16 protein-coding genes are annotated in these 18,682 nt (G+C 35.6%); 13 read left to right on the top strand and 3 right to left on the bottom strand.

Going from position 1 to position 18,682, the window contains the following annotated elements; genetic code table 11:
- Positions 1–62: 62 nt before the first annotated feature.
- Both BUL40_RS13675 and BUL40_RS13670 read left to right on the top strand, forming a co-directional pair.
- Entirely contained in the window at positions 63–1,103 is a 1,041-nt protein-coding gene (locus BUL40_RS13675; RefSeq protein WP_080319707.1) for a zinc-dependent alcohol dehydrogenase family protein, read from the top strand.
- Between the two features lie 262 nt (positions 1,104–1,365).
- Complete coding sequence (locus tag BUL40_RS13670) at positions 1,366–2,625, top strand: hypothetical protein (RefSeq protein ID WP_080319706.1); 1,260 nt, start codon at positions 1,366–1,368, stop codon at positions 2,623–2,625.
- A 235-nt stretch (positions 2,626–2,860) separates the two neighbouring features.
- Here the strand turns inward: BUL40_RS13670 and BUL40_RS13665 are convergent, their stop codons facing one another.
- From BUL40_RS13665 to BUL40_RS13655, 3 genes are read right to left on the bottom strand one after another with little or no spacing between them, the layout of a single operon-like run.
- Positions 2,861–3,280, bottom strand: a complete 420-nt coding sequence (locus BUL40_RS13665) for a hotdog fold thioesterase (protein WP_080319705.1) — start codon at positions 3,278–3,280, stop codon at positions 2,861–2,863.
- Positions 3,281–3,289: 9 nt separating this feature from the next.
- The gene (locus BUL40_RS13660) at positions 3,290–3,808 is read right to left on the bottom strand and encodes a peroxiredoxin-like family protein (protein ID WP_080319704.1); all 519 of its coding nucleotides are present in this window, start codon (positions 3,806–3,808) and stop codon (positions 3,290–3,292) included.
- 10 nt (positions 3,809–3,818) lie between these two features.
- Positions 3,819–4,400, bottom strand: coding sequence for an NAD(P)H-dependent oxidoreductase (locus BUL40_RS13655; protein ID WP_080319703.1), 582 nt, complete (start codon positions 4,398–4,400; stop codon positions 3,819–3,821).
- 105 nt (positions 4,401–4,505) lie between these two features.
- Here BUL40_RS13655 and BUL40_RS13650 point away from each other — a divergent pair, with 105 nt between their 5' ends.
- The 11 genes from BUL40_RS13650 to BUL40_RS13600 all read left to right on the top strand — a co-directional run bounded on the left by BUL40_RS13650 (position 4,506) and on the right by BUL40_RS13600 (position 18,478).
- Positions 4,506–4,892 carry a winged helix-turn-helix transcriptional regulator gene (locus BUL40_RS13650; RefSeq protein ID WP_080319702.1) on the top strand — a complete coding sequence of 129 codons (387 nt, stop codon included), beginning with the start codon at positions 4,506–4,508 and terminating at the stop codon, positions 4,890–4,892.
- Positions 4,893–5,338: 446 nt separating this feature from the next.
- Positions 5,339–5,641 carry an antibiotic biosynthesis monooxygenase family protein gene (locus BUL40_RS13645; protein WP_080319701.1) on the top strand — a complete coding sequence of 101 codons (303 nt, stop codon included), beginning with the start codon at positions 5,339–5,341 and terminating at the stop codon, positions 5,639–5,641.
- Between the two features lie 180 nt (positions 5,642–5,821).
- The gene (locus tag BUL40_RS13640; protein WP_080319700.1) at positions 5,822–6,586 is read left to right on the top strand and encodes a DUF6090 family protein; all 765 of its coding nucleotides are present in this window, start codon (positions 5,822–5,824) and stop codon (positions 6,584–6,586) included.
- 3 nt (positions 6,587–6,589) lie between these two features.
- The gene (locus tag BUL40_RS13635; RefSeq protein ID WP_080319699.1) at positions 6,590–7,618 is read left to right on the top strand and encodes a serine hydrolase domain-containing protein; all 1,029 of its coding nucleotides are present in this window, start codon (positions 6,590–6,592) and stop codon (positions 7,616–7,618) included.
- Between the two features lie 148 nt (positions 7,619–7,766).
- Positions 7,767–8,309: a hypothetical protein gene (locus BUL40_RS13630; protein ID WP_176465489.1), complete on the top strand. Its 543-nt coding sequence runs from the start codon at positions 7,767–7,769 to the stop codon at positions 8,307–8,309.
- Between the two features lie 250 nt (positions 8,310–8,559).
- Positions 8,560–9,816 (top strand): serine hydrolase domain-containing protein, encoded by a 1,257-nt coding sequence (locus BUL40_RS13625; RefSeq protein ID WP_080319697.1) that lies wholly within the window; start codon positions 8,560–8,562, stop codon positions 9,814–9,816.
- Between the two features lie 252 nt (positions 9,817–10,068).
- Entirely contained in the window at positions 10,069–10,611 is a 543-nt protein-coding gene (locus BUL40_RS13620) for an RNA polymerase sigma-70 factor (RefSeq protein WP_080319696.1), read from the top strand.
- Between the two features lie 65 nt (positions 10,612–10,676).
- Positions 10,677–11,672, top strand: coding sequence for a FecR family protein (locus BUL40_RS13615; RefSeq protein ID WP_080319695.1), 996 nt, complete (start codon positions 10,677–10,679; stop codon positions 11,670–11,672).
- Between the two features lie 143 nt (positions 11,673–11,815).
- Complete coding sequence (locus tag BUL40_RS13610) at positions 11,816–15,298, top strand: SusC/RagA family TonB-linked outer membrane protein (RefSeq protein ID WP_080319694.1); 3,483 nt, start codon at positions 11,816–11,818, stop codon at positions 15,296–15,298.
- An 11-nt stretch (positions 15,299–15,309) separates the two neighbouring features.
- Positions 15,310–16,698, top strand: a complete 1,389-nt coding sequence (locus tag BUL40_RS13605) for a RagB/SusD family nutrient uptake outer membrane protein (RefSeq protein WP_080319693.1) — start codon at positions 15,310–15,312, stop codon at positions 16,696–16,698.
- A gap of 7 nt (positions 16,699–16,705) precedes the next feature.
- Positions 16,706–18,478 carry a glycerophosphodiester phosphodiesterase family protein gene (locus BUL40_RS13600; protein ID WP_080319692.1) on the top strand — a complete coding sequence of 591 codons (1,773 nt, stop codon included), beginning with the start codon at positions 16,706–16,708 and terminating at the stop codon, positions 18,476–18,478.
- The last annotated feature ends 204 nt before the right edge of the window (positions 18,479–18,682 follow it).

Genomic DNA, 18,682 nt, shown 5'->3' with positions numbered 1-18,682 from the left:
GAGAAGGATATCCATCATATTACGGATATTCAATGTTGGTATAATTTGAAAAAAAAAAAAATATGAAAGCAGCTGTATTTGAGGAGTTTAAAGGAAATATTCAAATTAATAATGTCCCTTATCCAACACCAAAAAGTCACGGGGTAGTAATAAAGATTAAAGCAACAGGTATGTGTTTAAGCGATTGGCACGCTTGGCAAGGACACGATAGTGATATCATATTACCCCACGTTCCGGGACACGAATTAGCAGGAGAAATTGTGGAAATTGGAAAGGATATTAAAAATTTTAAAATAGGTGACCGTGTTACAGTTCCTTTTGTAGGTGGATGTGGTAGTTGCTATCAATGTCATTCTGGAAACCACCAAGTTTGTGACAATCAATCACAGCCTGGATTTACACATTGGGGATCATTTGCAGAATATATGGCCTTAAATCACGCAGATTTAAACCTTGTAAAATTACCTGAAGAAATAACATATGAAACCGCCTGTATACTTGGATGCAGATTTATAACTTCATTTAGAGCTGTTGTTGAACAAGGTGGGCTAAAAGGGGGTGAATTTGTTGCAGTACACGGTTGTGGCGGTGTTGGCTTATCTGCTATTATGATAGCAAATGCTTTAGGTGCACAAGTAATTGCAGTAGATATAAATGATAAAACTTTAAAGCTGGCAAAGGAACTTGGTGCAATAGAAACTATCAATAGTAAAAATTCAAAAGATATAATTGGAGAAATAAAGGAATTAACTAAAGGAGGTGCCCACGTTTCGCTAGATGCTTTAGGTCATCAAGAAACTTGCTTTAACTCAATTTCTAATCTTCGAAAAAGAGGAAAACATATACAAGTTGGCTTAATGGCTGGTGCTCATAAACATCCACAAATACCAATGGATAAAGTAATCGCTGATGAGCTAGAAATATTAGGAAGTCACGGTATGCAAGCATACAAATACCACGAAATTTTAGAAATGATAAAAACAGGAAAACTAACTCCAGATAAACTTTTAGAGAAAACTATTTCACTTGAAGAAAGTATAGCGTTATTACCTGAAATGAATAAGTTTAAAAGTAGTGGTGTAACTGTAATTAACTCCTTCTAAGAATATAACTATATTGACCTTATTTCTCTATTTCGTTCTTTCTTGTTATTACATCAATTTTAAAAGAATTAAACTTAAGTTGACTATAATTCATTGTGGGCGGATTTCCTTAAAAGGAAATCCTTAACTTCAAGCCAAGGTTTGATTTCGGGCGGGATGTTCACTGCGTGAAATTCCACAACGAAATCATAGCCGAGAACGTTGTGTTTAATTACAGCACCCTCTTAACTAATCTGAAAAAAATAAATATGAAGACCAAAATATGGCGGACTTAGAGAAACCTTACAATGTTGCCTACCTAAATTTTAGTATAATTGACGAGCTTGACTATGTAATTGGCGGGTATGGTAAACCCAAGCAAGAATTTATTTTCTCTCTAAATAGTTTTATAGAAAGTTATGTGCTAAATGAAACCTTTCATTTTTCTGTACTCGAATGGTTTCATTTTACAAATACCAATAAAATCACTTTCAAAAATGGAAGGCCTATTTATAATATACTGTTTAACAAAGGAGACAAGATAATCTTCAGAGACTGGTTAGGTCCATTTTATGGTAAGTGTCTTTTTAGTAAGCCATTTATTGAAGGTAAAGATGAAAGTCAATTCCATATAGATGATTTCCAGAAAAATTCCTCAGAAGAAATAAAGACAGAATACTTCAAACCCATAGTATTTTTGGAACCAGACGAAAAGTTTCCATATCTCTGGAGAAATTTCGGATTTAATATTTTACCGAAAGAGCCTAATTACTTAATTGTAGCTATTGGTAGGTCTCAAAAAGATATGCTACAAGGTCTTTACAATGAGAATTCAGATATAAATTGTCATTCCTGTATGCCATATAGCGGAATGAAGGCTCAAAAGGAAGTCAACTATTCATTATTACCTTCAAATCAATCCTTCAAAATCTTATCTGAATTTCACAATCAAAAAATTGAAACCTTAACTAAATATACTGGATATAAAAAAATCCCTATTCCTCCGTTAGTATCCATAGTTCTATCCCAATGCAAAGAATTGTCAGATATTCCTATTAAATTAAGGCAACTAAGAGAAGACTTTACAGACTTAAGAAATTCGTTTGGACTACTTGAAAAAAGGATTGATGAAGCCGATAACATCAAAAGTCAAATCGAAGCTATTGATGAAATAAGGGATTTTTGGAATTCATTTTCAAAAAAATATAACAATAACAGTTCTAGAATTCTGCATCATTTTTGGGATATAAAAAAATCTTCAGGAGTGGATGGTGCATTAGAAAAAGTTATAGATAACCAGGATACCGCGGAGGAGTTTTTATCAAACCTTAATTATGTTAGTCTCGCGGGGAAAATAACAAGTAAAGCTTACTCGTTTTTTAAAGAGAAAAAATCATTGAATCGATTTCAAGGAATAATTGATTTATGGGAATTATCTCAAAATACACCAGCATTAAAACAACAAGCAAAAGATTACGAACGATTGTTCAAAGTTAAAATTGACCTCAAAGCCCTACAACAACTCTATCTCAATACAGTCTAACTTTTACCAACAAATAAAAGATAACTAAACACAACAAAACCTATAAACAATACGGGCTTCAGGCTTAATCGAAAGGATTGCGAGATTTTATAAAGACCGCAAAATCTTATGGATTTTGCTCTGTACAGGAAAAATTAAATCAAAACAAAAAGATTTCGCTATATGCGTGGCGGATGGCTAACACCAGTTTACTCCCGTACTGTTCATAGCTCAACCGTCCTAAGCAAGCTAAAAATCACGCTCTAATAAAATTATAAACACCTTTTCCTTCCGCTACCAATACATCCTCTTGAAATGCTTTCATTTTCGTCACCATTATTCGATTTCCCATTCTAACCAGTTTTCCTTCAAAAACTAAATCTTTTCCATCTGCAAATCTCAAATAATCTACTCTCAAGTCTATTGTAGACAGTTTATCTTCTGGCGAATTGAAATTGGCAATTCCTATAGCACCACCAACAGAATCTAAAATGGTAGCAATAATTCCACCATGCCAATGGTTGGTACGAATATCACCAACTAAATCATCTCTAAATGGCACTCGTACTTTAATGAAATCCTTTTCTATTGTTTCAACTTTTAAACCAAAATGTTTATGAATTGGGATTTCTTCTTCTGCCAATTTTATCAATCGTTCTTTTGTCTTTACATCCATATGTTAGATTTATAGTATTTCACCTCTAGCAGGATAGCCTGACTGTACGATATAATCTACCGCCTTTACAAAAGAAGGCAAATAGGGTCTTCCCCAAGGGTTACTGTTTATTGCAGAATAATAAACTTGATTGTTATTGTCTATTAAAAATAATCCGGGTTCACTAAACTTGTTGGGTTCACCATCTTTTACACCTGCACTTAAATACAAAGCCCAATCTCTGGCCGTTTCTTCTGCTAAGCCATAACCCAAAGTAAGATTAGACAATTCCCACTTTTGACGAGAAAGTCTAGCTCTATTTTCGGTATCCATACTTACGGCTACTACATTAACCCCTCTTTGCTCAAATTCGGGTAACAATTCTTGTAGTTGTTGCAAATACTTTTTGCATAGCGGACAATGTAATCCTCTATAAAAAACAACCAAGGTAAAATTGTTTGGATTTTGGTCTGCCAAACTCCATTGAATTCCATCTAATAATGGAAAATGTAAATCTGGTGCTGTATGTTTTGGTGTTGGTCTATTCATAATAAATACGTTAAAAGTTTGCCTTTAAGTGATTTTCAAAACGAATAAAATCATTCGCTATTTCTGGATTTTTCATTACATCATATGCCATAAATGTTGGTAATGGTTCAAAACCAAACCATTTAAAATTAAGATGCATTGGCCTTAAAAGTTCATCTTCGCTTAATCCTTTAAAAAAGGTTTCCTCTGGATTATTAAATGCTTCTTTTGGCGCATTAGCGGTTACAGACATCATATACTTTCCGTTTAACTTTCCGCCCAATCCGTAATTCTTCTTAGGTGCTTCTTTACTTCTGCCATCACCATCAGACATTTCGCCCATCATACCCATCGAGAATACTTCATCTATGTATTTTTTGAACGACCAACTTACTCCCATCCAGTTTAATGGTGTTTGAAAAAAGACCACGTCTGCCCATTTGAATTTTTCAATTTCTTCGTTTACATCATAGTTGTCTTGCATGGTAGTCTTCTTGATGTTATAGCCGTTGCTCTTAAAGTAGCTTTCTGCTTTCTCTGTTAAGGTTGCGTTTAATTTACCTTCAGAAAATGGATATTTCTGATGACCGTTGATGATAAAAATATTTTTCATTTTAAAATTTTAATTACATTTGTTTCACAAAGAAACTATTATAAGTTTAAAAAAGAAACCAATATGTGTTCATTTGGACAAATAGTGGTAACTAAAAAGTAACCAATGGCAAGAAAATATATAGACAACCCCAATGCTTGCTCCCTTGTACATACCATGAACATAATTGGCAATAAATGGAAACCTATTATTTTGTACTTATTATCCAATGGTTCTATGCGATTTGGTATGTTGAATACCTTAATCCCTACTATCTCAAAAAAGGTATTGACCAATCAGTTGAAAGAATTAGAAAATGATGGATTGCTTTTAAGACAGTCTTTTGCTGAAATTCCACCTAGGGTTGAATATTCTTTAACCGAAAAAGCGGTTGGACTTTTACCCGTTTTAAGAATGTTAAGTGATTGGGCAAATGATGCTTATCCCGAAATGGATTTTGAACAGTGTAGAATAGTAGAAAATGGAAAAAGCCAGCTTACAACCCAGAACTGAGATAAACAAATGTTCGTAAAATGCTCATTTCTTAGAGCTCACTAATTATAATACGGCCCTAACTTAATCTGGCGTAACAGTTATAAAATTGGGCCTTGGAATTAGAAGAAAATCAAAAAAAAGAATTCCTTAAATGTTGTTTTGGATAGTAATAGTACTATTTGTTCCTGCGCTACTAAATACAATATCTAGTATTCTAACAGACCGTAAAAAGATGAAAAGGGCCAGTAAGCGATGGAAGCAACTAAAAGAAGGCGAAAATAATAGTTCGTAAGCGTGCTAAAATAAGTGGTCATGGTTGCTAACCGTTCAAATTTAGCAGGGATATGAAAATGTTGGCCGTTGGTGTAAAAGCAATCGACATTTACAAAAAGGCGGTATTAGAACAAGAAGATTAAACAATGCCGATGTAGATTTATACAGGGAATGAACAGTAAATAATTATTATGATAACACGAGTTTGGGAAGGAAAAACCAGAATTGAGCATTCAGAAACATATACTAAAATTATTGAGAAACGCGATATTTCCGATTACAAAAAAACGGATGGGTTCATAAAATTATCCTTTCTAAAACGGAGCGACTATGAATTTACATATTTCAAGCTATTGACCTATTGGACAGATTTGAATGCCATTAAAAATTTTACAGGACCAAATTTTAAACAGGCAGTATCCTATAAAGAGGATCAACAATATTTAGTTGACTTTCCAGGGAATGTAATACATTATGATGTGTTTGCTGAATAAGCCAGCGTACAATACTGTATTCGAAATCAACCTCCTATTTGGTTACCAAACTTCATATACTAACCGTTAACAGTTAAAATAAAGGATTTTTTACTAGTCTAAGATTTAGTAGTTTTAAATAATAGAGATATCCGTAAGTTTATGGTTATTAAATTGTTGTGGCTAATTTGAATCAACCAAATGAAATTATTTAGAAGAATAAGACATAAGCTGATTTTGGACAATAAAAAAGCTCAATATCTTAAGTATGCTTTAGGAGAAGTTGTGTTGGTAGTAATTGGGATTTTGATTGCCTTGCAAATTAACAATTGGAATGAATCTAGAAAAGGTGATATGGCCTTGAAAGAATTTTTAGTAAAAATCAAATCAAATACCTTAGAAGATATCCACGAACTAGACTCTTTAACAACAGGAAGAAGACAAATAGCTGAACTATGTAAAAAGGCTCGAACAAGTATTTTAAATAAAACTGAAGAAGAAAACACCATGCTTTTTATGTCTAGTGGTTGGGCGTTTATAGATCTCTATTTTAGTCCTAGTATTGCCGGGTACGAAGCTTTAAAAAATTCAAATTACTATGGAAAAATCAACAATACTGCCTTAGATTCACTTTTAACAAGATACCATACCATTATTGGCGAGATTGCATTAAATGAAAAAAGTTATAATGAATATGCGAAAAGTCAAGAGGCATATCTTTCCACTCGATTTGACAGGTCTTTGGTTTTAGCATATGCCTTTGTACCACCCGATTCCCTTAATATCAGAGCCACCAAAGAAAGTGAATATTATACTGATTTTAAGAAGTACACTTCATTTCCTGCCTACAGAAACGTAATTAGTTTAGCTGCTTGGCAGTTTGATACGATGATTCATCGGTACACCGAATTAAAGGATGTAGGCTTAAGTATAATCAAAGAAATAGATACTATTATCGAAGATTAAAAAATGATAAAAAACAAAAAAGCCAAATGGATTGTAAGAGCATTCTTGTTTATTGGAACTGTAGTTTCATTATGTTTTGTTCCTTGGATTTTGGTAAAGGCTTGGATTTTACCGTTACCGAATAGCATTCAAGAACAAGTAGATGAAGCAATAGGTTACGGTTTTGATGGTATGATTGTTTACATAGACCAAGCAGGCAAACCACCAATATTTTTCACAGGTGGTTGGAAAGATAGAGAAAAGAAAATACCAGCCGAACCAAAATCTTTGTTCAAAATTGCTAGTATCAGTAAGCTGTATACAGCTGTGGCAGCTACGAAGTTGGTTAAAGAAAAGCGTCTGTCTTTTGATAAATCACTAACCGATTATCTCCCTGAGCTAAAAGAAAGAATAGAAAATGCCGATGAAATCACATTGAAAATGATGATCCAACACCGCTCTGGGATTCCAAACTTTACCGATAATCCGGCGTTTTGGGAAAACGAAGAAGAAAATGGCAAAAATGCTTTAGATTTTGCTTTGGACTTGCCTGCTAGTTTTAAACCAGACAAAGGATATGAATATTCGAACACGAATTATTTGTTGCTTCGTAGAATTCTTGATGCGGTTTTGGGATACAATCATAACGAGTATATCAAAGAAAAAATTTTGAAACCTCTTGAATTGAAAAACACATTTTTTTCGATTAACGAGGTTGATTTAGACGATGTAATGAGCGGATATTATGTAGGAATTGAAGAAGATTTTAAGGCCCGCGACTTTGGAATGTTAGCAACCGCAGCGGATGTTGGAATATTTTTAAGAGCTTTAAATGATGGTTCTGTATTTGAAGAAGGTGAGGAGGAAATATATCCTTACGAATATAATCACGGTGGTTTAGTCATTGGTTATCAAAGCTTGGCAGAATATCACAAAGATATAGATGCAGTTGTCGTTCAATTTATTAACACAACTGATTTTGAAGGTTATGAATGGAATTTATCGGAAATTATAATTAACCGAATTGTGAAAATTGTTAAAAAGGAAAACTAGGCGCAATAAAGCATAAATTGCATTGAAAGGCAGTTTAGCCATAGTTTTGATAGTTCAAAAAAAAGATTTTCTGTCGGTGTAAGATTTAGTAGTTTTATACAAAAGAGATATACGTCATATGACGGATATTCAATTGTTGCCCACAATTATGAAAAATCTTGTCTTAATCCTTTATTTTCTAACAATTCTCAGTGGATGTAAGGAATCCTCAAAAAATGAATTAGATTCCAATCGAGAAATAAAAGAGAAGATTTCGTTGGAATATGTTGATGAGTGGAATCAAATTGAACTTACACAGACAGATGATAAATACGGTGAATGGGGTGGTGATTCTGATATAATAACGATTTACTCAGACGGAAAAACTCTTTATGCTAATTATTCAAGATTTTTAGGTTCCTTAGCCCCTCCGCCTCCACCTGCCGAGAATGAAGAATCCAAAAAATGGTTTGAGTATAAAGAATTAGATTTCAAGATTGACAGTATAAAATTGGATAAAGAAAAAATCAAACTGGTTGAAAATGCTATTGTGGGACTTATAAAACAAAAAATTCAAAATCAATCATATATTTCTCACTCAGGAATTTATAATAGTGTAATTACTAGGGATTCGAGTTTGATAATTGATGATTTCCCTTCTGGAAAGTGGATAACTTTTCAAGAGTTGAAAGAAAGTATAATTAATAAATAACTGTGGGCAACATTGGCTATAATTCATTGTGGTTTTGTGCCAAATCAAAGTAAAAGTATAAATCAAACGGCTGGATTTCGGCGGAATAATCCTGCGGATGATTCCACAACGAAATCATAGCCGAGAACGTAGAAAGTTCAAATAAACTATTTTTTTCCATTCCAATATTTAGTCGTTTTAAACAACATAGATTCCCGTAATTTGGCGTTGTGTAGATTAGCTTAAATTAGCCGAATAAAAGATCGGACCAATGAACAAAACCGCTATTCTATATTTTCTTTTTGGTCTTTTAACCGTATCCTGTAACCAAAAAAAATCAACAACCCCAGAAAACAAAACCGAAGCGCTAACGGCTAAAGATTCATTGACGGCAAAATTAGATTCTATTCAAAAGAATGGAAATATTATAGGATTTGGAGTGGCAATGGTAAATGAGGATGGCGTGCTTTATGAGAAAGGTTTTGGATTTTCTAACATTGAGACCAAAGAAAAATATACAAAAAATACGGTTCAGCACATAGCGTCCGTCTCTAAAACATTGATTGGGATTAGCTTACTAAAAGCTCAAGAATTGGGTAAATTACAACTTGATGACCCGGTTAACAACTACCTTCCGTTCAAGGTAACCAATCCTAATCGCCCCAAAGAAACCATAACCATTAGACATTTAGCAACCCACACATCTGGAATCAATGATTCTGAAATTTACATGAACACCTCTTGGTACTTAACGGAGAACCAAGACTTGTCTAGTATAAGAACGGATTATCCAGCACAACAGTTAAACCCAAACAGCAGTAAAGTGCCAATGGAAGAATACGTAAGGGGATATTTAGAAGAAAATGGGGCGTACTACAACAACAATAATTATATAGTCTTTGATCCGGGAGAACGATACAATTATTCAAATATTGGGGCAACGCTCTGTGCACTTGTAATTGAAAAAGCAACGGGTAAACCATTTGATGTGTTTACAAAAGAACATATTCTAAAACCTTTAGGTATGAATGCTTCGGGTTGGTCGTTAGAAGCTATTGATGTGTCAAAACATTCAAGACTCTATAGGAACGACTATTCTGTATTGCCTTTTTACTCCGCAATGACCTATCCAGATGGTATGTTCATATCATCACCCACCGATATGGCGAAATATCTAGCAGAATTGATCAAAGGATATGCCGGAAAAGGAACACTTTTAAGTAAAGAAAGCTATAGCGAATTATTAACCGAACAACTCCAAGAAGATAATTTTGAGCATAGAAATACTTCTAATCCTTACAATGGAGATTATAGCCCTGCTTTGTTTATAGGTTACAGTGCCAAAGGTTATGTAGGGCACTCTGGAGGCGATGCAGGAGTTGGTACTTGGATGTATTTTGATACGGACAAAAAAACGGGCAGATACATAGTCATAAATACCGATATGGGAAATGACAATAGGGCAAAGGAATTAGAGTATTATGCCATCTGGGATTTAATGAATACGTATTTTGACAAATTGAAATAGTGCTTCAGAACAATCAAAAGAGTGGGTGAATACTAGCTACTATACCTATTTAGATTTGTTTTTTTGCTGAATCGTGTACGGTAGTTTTTAAGATAAAATCAACTTCCCGGTTCGCTAACTTTTGTCTTGGCTAGTAATTAGAATTACCTTGTTTTAGATAGGGTGTAAAGATTCCATATTCTAAAATTAAACTTTACTTAATACCCTACTTACCTAAAGTGGCTATCATTGCTCTAAACAGATTAGACCACTATGACTGCGCCAGATTTAGAATTGTTTCAATTGATTAAGAAAGACAATCAATTGGCGTTTAAGCAGTTGTATGACCGACACTGGAAAAAACAGTTTTACTTTGCTGTTGGCTTTTTAAAAGATGAAACATTGGCCAAGGATGTTGTACAAGAGGTCTTTTGTATACTCTGGGAGAAACGTGATCATTTGAATATTCAACATTTTGGTTCTTATTTACACAGTATAACAAGAAATAAATGTTTGGAGCATCTTAAGAAATCTGTTGTGTTTAAAGATGTTTTACTACACATGGATGCTTTAAATGCAGAAAACACCACAGAACAGCATATACACTATTTAGAAACCAAAGAAAAAATAGAAAAAGAGATAAACAGTTTGCCAAATAAAACCAAGCAGATTTTTAGGTTAAGTAGACATCAAGAATTATCTCATAAAGAAATTGCGAAAAAAATGAATGTATCTACCAAGACCGTAGAATATCATATTTCGCAATCAATCAAGAAGTTATCTGCTTCAATGGCATCTTACCTATTCTTTTTTTAAAAAAAATAGCTTTTTCATTTAGGGTGCTCGGTCATTTTTAACTCTTAGTAATAGAGAACCAAAAGATGACTGAAAAAGAGTTACAAATTTTAATAGAAAAATACACTGCAGGTAATTGCTCCCAAAAGGAAAAAGAACTTGTGGACCGTGTTTTAGCTTCATATGAAAATAAAGAAGTTACTCCTTTTGATGTTGAGAAGGAAAAAGCTATTGAAAAGGATATTTTTTCAGCAATACAGGGTAAAATCAAAGCTACGGATAACAAGAAGTCTTTTTCTATAGGTATAAGACAAGTATTTAAAGTTGCCGCTTCTTTAGTCTTATTAATTGGTTTGGGTTATATGGTGGTGAGTAAGGGCCAAGAATATAATAAGGCGAAGGTGGCTCAAGTAGAAATGTTGGCACAACAAACAGATTGGGGCAAAAGAGCAACCATAAATCTAAGTGATGGTACTAAAGTAACCCTTAATGCCGGTAGTAAACTTAACTTCCCAAAATCGTTTAAAGGGCAAAAACTAAGAGAGGTCTATTTAGAAGGCGAAGCTTTTTTTGAAGTAGCAGAAAATAAAGAACAACCTTTCGTTGTGCATTCCAATGCTATAGATACCCAAGTGTTAGGCACTTCTTTTAATGTAAATGCATATTCCTTTAACGAGGCTATCGCTGTTACCGTAAAAACCGGCAAGGTAAAGGTATTTAATACAAAAGCAGGGACCAACAATATTTTGGAATTGAACCCTATGGAGTTGGCCTATTTCAACAAATCGGCAAATACGCTATCCAAATCAAAAGTATCCAATGAGAATTTTCTGGATTGGAAAAATGGTATCATCAGATTTAATGATATCAGCTTTGCCGAAGCGGCTAATATGTTGAGCAGATGGTATGGAATTACTGTCCATTTTAAACACCAAGGTTTAAAGAATTGTCATGTTACTGCCAGATATGAAAAAGCAAATTTAAAGGTGGTTTTAGAAAGTATAAAGTTTGCCACCAAAGGATTTGATTATGAAATTAAAGAAGGTAACCAAGTATTATTTAAAGGCCTTTGCAAGGAATAAATCCAAACAACAAACTCTAAAAAAATACACTATGTAAACACTATTATTTAAAACAAAAGCAGCCTGCGAAACTTTGGCGAGGATCTACAGACTGCAAAGCTTTTTAACGATTAATAATTAACCATTAAACATTCTGTGAAGATATGAATTCACTAACTATTAAGCAATTTATAGCGTTAACAATGAAAGTCTATTTTATTTGTGTGATTGTGGCGCTCTTGAATCCGCTTTTGGCATCCAATGTCAAAGCCCAAAAGTTGGATCAAGTAACGGTAGACCTGCATCTAAAACAAGCAACCATAGAAGAGGTAATAACCGCTATAGAATACCAAACCGATTTTAATTTTGTATACGGTAGATCCATAACCGGCATAAAAAATAAATATAACCTTAGTTATAATAAGGTGTCCTTGCGTTCTGTGCTAGAATTATTGGCCAAAGATGCTGGCTTGGCTTTTAGAAGACTTAATTATAATATTTCTATAGACAAAAGACCCAAGGCTTCTAAAGCAATAGTAGAAAGCATATTTCAAGAGATAAAAGGAAAAGTGCTAGATGAAAATGGGCAGCCACTACCTGGGGCGTCCGTTGTGGAACAAGGTACAACCAACGGTACCGCTACTGATTTTGAGGGAAATTTTGTTCTAGAGGTTAACCCTGGAGCCGTTTTGGAGGTGTCTTATATTGGGTATAATATGGAGCTGGTTACCGTGGGTACTCAAATAGAATATAGCATTCAATTAAGTCTGGCGTCATCTAGTTTACAAGAAGTTGTTTTAATTGGTTACGGGCAACAGGCTAGGGCAAAGGTAGTGGGTTCCGTGGCGGAAATGAACAGTCAAGAACTGCAAAATGTTACCGCTGCCTCTGTAGACCAGCAATTGGCCGGTAAATTATCTGGGGTTATAATCAATCAATCCAACGGACAACCAGGTAACGATTCACAAATAATAATAAGAGGTACGGGAACATTGACTGCAGGTTCTAATCCACTTATTGTTGTGGACGGCTTTCCCTTAACAGAAGGGAGTACGTTAAGCTCCGTTAATCCAAATGATATTGAGGATATTAATATTTTAAAAGATGCGGCATCTGCATCAATTTATGGTTCTAGAGCGGCTAACGGTGTAATCTTAATTACCACAAAGGCGGGTAAATTTAACCAGAAAACAAGAATTACCCTAGAAACATATGGAGGTATACAACAACAAAGCTCCGGAGTAGAATTGGTAAATGCATATGAGCATGCCCAATTCTTAACAGAGGCTAGAAATTGGGGATATGTTTCTAAAGACCCTTTAAATAGAAGTGAGGCAGACCCAAATAGTGTTAGGGTTACTAAACTGATAGACGGAAAGCAAATAGATGGTCGCGAATTATTTTTGCCAGAACTAGAACCTTACCTAAATGGAGAACCAGGATTATTGAACACAGATTGGTTAAATGAGGGGTTTAGGAGTGCTCCAATATCCAATTATGCACTTTCTATTTCTGGCGGAAACGAGAAAACAACTTTCTTTACTTCTTTAGGTTATTTTGACCAAGAGGGGGTGGTAATTGGTACGGATTTTAAACGGTATTCTGCCTCTTTGAATTTGCAGACCAAGATTACGGACAAGATTAAATTTGGTGTGAATTTAAAACCAACGTACTCGGTAGAAAACTCCGTAGACCAAGGTAGTCGTAGTAATGGTGTTTTGGGTTTAATTCCATTAAGTTTTCCCATGTATAGCCCTTATAATGCAGATGGAAGTATCAACATTAGTGATCAATTGGTTAATGAACAACGCGAAATTGAAGGCGTTAGGGTAAATGGTACGCCTGTAGAGAATTTAGTGGCAACGGCTAATCTAATCACAGATGAAAAAAGCCGATTTAGAATTTTTGGTAATGCTTTTTTAGATGCGGAAATAATCAAGGGGTTAACCTATAGATTTTCTTTGGGTGGAGATTACGATACATATGTAAGGGATTACTATTATCCAATAGGAGTTGGTTCTTACAGAACACCTGCACCACGAGCAGATGCAAATGCGGAACAGCGTAAGCAAAATAAAGTGAACTATTTGCTAGAGAATACGCTAACCTTCGATAGAACTTTTGGTAAACATCATCTTAATGTATTGGCAGGGTATACGTTTCAAAAAGAGAAAATAGATTACACAAGGGTTGTAGGCACTGGTTTTGCAGATGATAACATACAGAATATAGGTGGTGCCAGTGCATTTACTGCTACTGCAGATGTGGGTATTTGGGCACTAGAGTCTTACTTAGGTCGTCTACAGTATGATTTTGATGATAAGTACCTAGTAACGGCGGCCTTACGTAGAGATGGATCATCGCGTTTTGGTGTAAATAACCGTTGGGGTAATTTTCCATCCATTGCCGGTGGCTGGGTATTTAGTAGAGAAACATTTTTTCCAGACTCAAACATCTTAAGTTTTGGTAAACTTTCGGCCAGTTGGGGGCAAACAGGGAATAACCAGATTGGTACTTATGCTTCCAAAGCCTTGGTAACCGATTCTAATTATGTATTTGGTAACGGTATTGCCCCAGGTTACATAACTACATCTGCTCCAAATCCAGATTTAGGTTGGGAGGTAGCTTCTTCTCTAAACATAGGATTGGATTTAGGGTTTTTCAATAATAAGTTGAATTTTAATATGGCTTATTATAAAACCAATACTAAAGACTTGTTGTTAGATGTACCGGTACCACAGCAAACCGGTTATGATAATGTACTGGCCAATATTGGTGAAATGGAAAACCAAGGCTGGGAATTTCAAATTTTTGGAAACGGTTTTAAGGCAGGAGACCTTGGTATTGGTTTTAATGCAAACCTTACTTCTTACAAGAACAAGGTATTGGCATTGGGTCCTGGCCAAGACAGGATAGCAACAGGTAGGGATCAATTGTTTGTAACACAAATTGGTAGGCCAATTGCAGAAATTTATGGGTACAAACTAGATGGTGTTTTTAAGACTCAAGAAGAAATAGACAACACCCCACATCTAGATGGCACCTTAACCGGAGATTTAAGGGTTGTAGATGTTAATGGTGATGGACAAATTACTGATGACGATAAGATTTCCAAAGGTACTTTTGCGCCAGACTTCACCTATGGTTTTGGAGCCAATTTAGATTACAAAGGATTCAATTTAAGCTTCAATTTTGTAGGTGTTGCCGGCAGAACATTATTAGATGGCGATTTAAGTTCTTTAACGGAATCCGGAGAAGGCTTTGCGATACCAACAAAATACTATTTCAACAATAGATATCACCCGGTAAATAATCCAGACGGTTTCTTGGGCCAGCCTAATTTTGGTAATTTCTCTAACTCAAGAAAAATCTTAAGAAGCTCCGTAACGGTAGATGAAAATAATGGCGATTATTTTAGGTTTAGAGATGTCCGTTTAGGGTATACTTTCCAAAAAAATATACTAGACAAGTTACAATTACAGGGATTACAAGTATACCTATCTGGTAATAATTTGTTTACGGCTACAGATTGGCGCGGGTGGAACCCAGATGGTACCACCAGTAATATTCTAACATCAGGGTACAACTCTGGTGGCAATTATCCAATTGCAAGAACCTATACCGTCGGATTAAAAATAACCTACTAAAAACCAATACAATGAAAAAGTTACTTTATATAACCAGTGTTGTAATGGCAGTTGGCCTTATAAGCTGTGAAAACGAATTGATACAAAACCCTACAACTACCAAGGTAGCAGATAATTTTTATGCTAACGAGGCAGAGATGGAAGAGGCCGTAAATGCTGTTTATGCGGCTTTACAATTTACAGGTAATTATGATACCGCCTTTCCTGCTGTGGGTGAACTGCCTGGAGAAGATGCATACGATGAAACTCCGGCTAACGACGGCGGTAATTATGGGATGTTAGATGATTATAATGTAATTCCACAAAGTAGCCTAATTGCCAATGTTTGGGAAGATGCATTTAAAGGAATACAACGTGCTAATATTGTATTAAATCGTATTAGCGATGTGGCATATACAGAGGAAGCAACAAAAAATGCTAGAATAGGGGAAATGTTGTTCATTAGGGCATTGCTTTATTTTAATTTGGTAAGAACGTTTGGGGATGTGCCATTGATTACGGACGAAGTTGTTAATCCACAAGAATATTTTGGGCAAGAACGCACAGCGGTAGCAGATGTATATGCGCAGATTATTGCAGATTTAGAAGAAGCAGAAGGCTACTTACCAGTTAGGACAGAAAGCAATAAAGGCCGTGTGGTAAAAACTGCGGCCCAAGCATTGCTGGGCAAGGTGTATTTAACAAGACAAGATTTCCAAGCAGCTAAAACTAGTTTAACTAAGGTTGTGGATGCCAACGTACATCAACTAGTTCCAGTATCCGAAGTGTTCTCTTTGGAGAACGAATTGAATGACGAATTAATTTTTGTGGTACAATTTGCTTCTGGTATCAATAGTAATAGCGAGGGGTCAGATGCTTACCGCATGTTTAACCCAACCGCAAGACAAGAAGGTAGTATGGCTGGTACAAAAGGTCATGGGGTATTAAAGCCAGAATTCTATGAGTTGTACACGGCCAATGATACCAGAAAAGATGTGTATGTGGGTACATTGGAATCAGGTTTGGCCTATACCAATAAAATAGCGGTACCTACCACAGTAGTTGGCGATTCTGCGAGTGATTGGGTAGTGCTTAGGTATGCAGATGTGCTATTAATGTTGGCAGAAACGGAAAATGAGCTTGGTAGCACCAGTAATGCGGTAGCCTATCTAAATCAGATACGAGAAAGAGCCGGTTTATCGGATTATGCCGGCGGGGAAGATAAGAATGCTATTTTCCAAGAAATAGACCTTCAAAGGCGATTAGAATTGGTTTGGGAGGGCCACAGGTGGTTCGATTTGTTGCGACAGGGTAGAGCACAAGAAGTATTGGGTGTCTCAGATGCAAACAAACTGTTATTGCCATTACCAGCAAGCCAGATTGCGGCAGACCCAGCATTAGTTCAAAATCCAGGATACTAAAAGGCCTATGAAAATCAATATAAAACTAGTTGTCAAGGTGGTATTCACCTTGATGACTAGTATATCTGTAGCTATAGCTCAAAATGGAGCTACCAGGGCAGAACAGATTTTACATCAATTTAAAAATCCTAATTCGGATTATATTTTGGCGGTTTCCCATAGGGGAGATTGGCGTTATGCACCAGAAAATTCGCTACTTGCGGTGCAAAGGTGTTTAGATCTGGGTATAGATATCATCGAACTCGATTTTAGACTTACCAAAGACGGCCATTTGGTGGCCATGCATGATGAGACTGTGGACAGGACTACCAATGGTAGTGGTAAGGTTAGTGAATTAACGCTAGACGAAATTAAAAAGTTACGTCTTAAGAATGCAGCTGGAGTAAGACATGCTAGACAACAGGTGCCTACCCTAAAAGAAGTAATGCTTTTGGTAAAAGGCAAAGCCATGGTGAACTTGGATAAAACGGAAAGTAAATGGGTAAGGGAGGCCTATGAAGTACTTAAGGAAACGGGTACCATTGATCATGCCATATTTAAAGGCAATGATGCGGTGCAACTAATGCGCAAAAAGTACGGCACTTTAATGGATAGTATTATTTACATGCCTAAACTATGGTACAAAAATGAACAAGTAGCCGAGTTATATAAGGATTATGAAGCAGATATAAATCCAACGTATTACGAAACTATTTTTGATAGTGAGACCGCCATTCCATTGCAATTAGCAAAAGAAAAATTTGAAGCGAATAAAGATGGTTTTATGGCTATAGCCCTGTGGGATGAGTTGTGTGCTGGCAGAACAGATGAGGTGGCTTTATTAGAAGGTGCAGATAAATCTTGGGGCTGGTTGCTGGATCAGGGTGCTAATGCTATTATGACGGATAGACCAGCAGAGTTAATTTCTTATTTACAGGACAAAGGATTAAGAAACTTACATGGTGATAGCGATAAGGTTGAACTGCTACGTGCCAATTTAGAAGATGCGCATAACAACCAGGTTATTGTGGTAGCGCATAGGGGCGATTGGCGTAATGCACCAGAAAATTCCCTGCAAGCGATACAAAATTGTATAGATATGGGGGTAGATATGGTGGAGTTGGATGTACGCAAAACCAAAGATGGTCAGTTAATTTTAATGCACGATCAAACTATAGACCGTACCACTAACGGTTCTGGAAAAGTAGAAGACCTTACTTGGGAGTATATACAAACGCTACATTTAAAAGATGGTATTGGGCATACAACAGCGCATAAAATACCCACGCTAGAAGAGGCTTTGATGGTGGCCAAAGAAAAGATTTTAGTGAACTTGGATAAGAGTTACAACATATTTGAAGAATGTTTTGCAATTGCTGAAAAAACAGGAACTACAAGACAAGTAGTTATCAAGGGAGCAATACCGTATAAGCAAGTAAAAAAGGAGTTTGGCCACTATTTGGACAAGGTTTTTTTTATGCCCATTGTTAGAACTAGTAAACCAGAAGCAGAACGTATGGTAGAAGCGTATCTAAACGAAGAAGTGCCCGTGGCTTTTGAATTTACGGTGCCAGACGACTCCGTTTCTTTGGTGGCTAAATTTCCAGAAATACGCAAGAAAGGAGCATCTGTTTGGGTAAACTCATTGTGGCCGCATCATAACAGCGGGCATGACGATGAAAAAGCAAATCTAGACCCTAGGGTGTACGATTGGTTTATTAACAACCATGTAGATATGATACAAACAGACCGTCCGCAATTATTATTACAGTATTTAAGAAAAAGAGGATTGCATAATTAGGTAAGTGTAGTTTAATTTTCATTCAGCAGAAACCCAGTAGTTATACTGGGTTTTTTATTTTAACAAATGTGTGAACCGGTATTTAAAACATTTAAAAGATGTGTTGTAACCAGCCACAATGTATTTTACAGCTAAAAGAAATAATATCAAAAATTAATTACTAAATATGCCACAAAGGTTTTAACCAATAAGTTGAATGGCGTA

Origin of the sequence: Croceivirga radicis (assembly GCF_002072105.2) — a bacterium.
Lineage (GTDB): Bacteria > Bacteroidota > Bacteroidia > Flavobacteriales > Flavobacteriaceae > Croceivirga > Croceivirga radicis.
The sequence above is the reverse complement of the archived record's forward strand: the minus strand, read 5'-3'. Positions and strand labels throughout refer to the sequence as shown.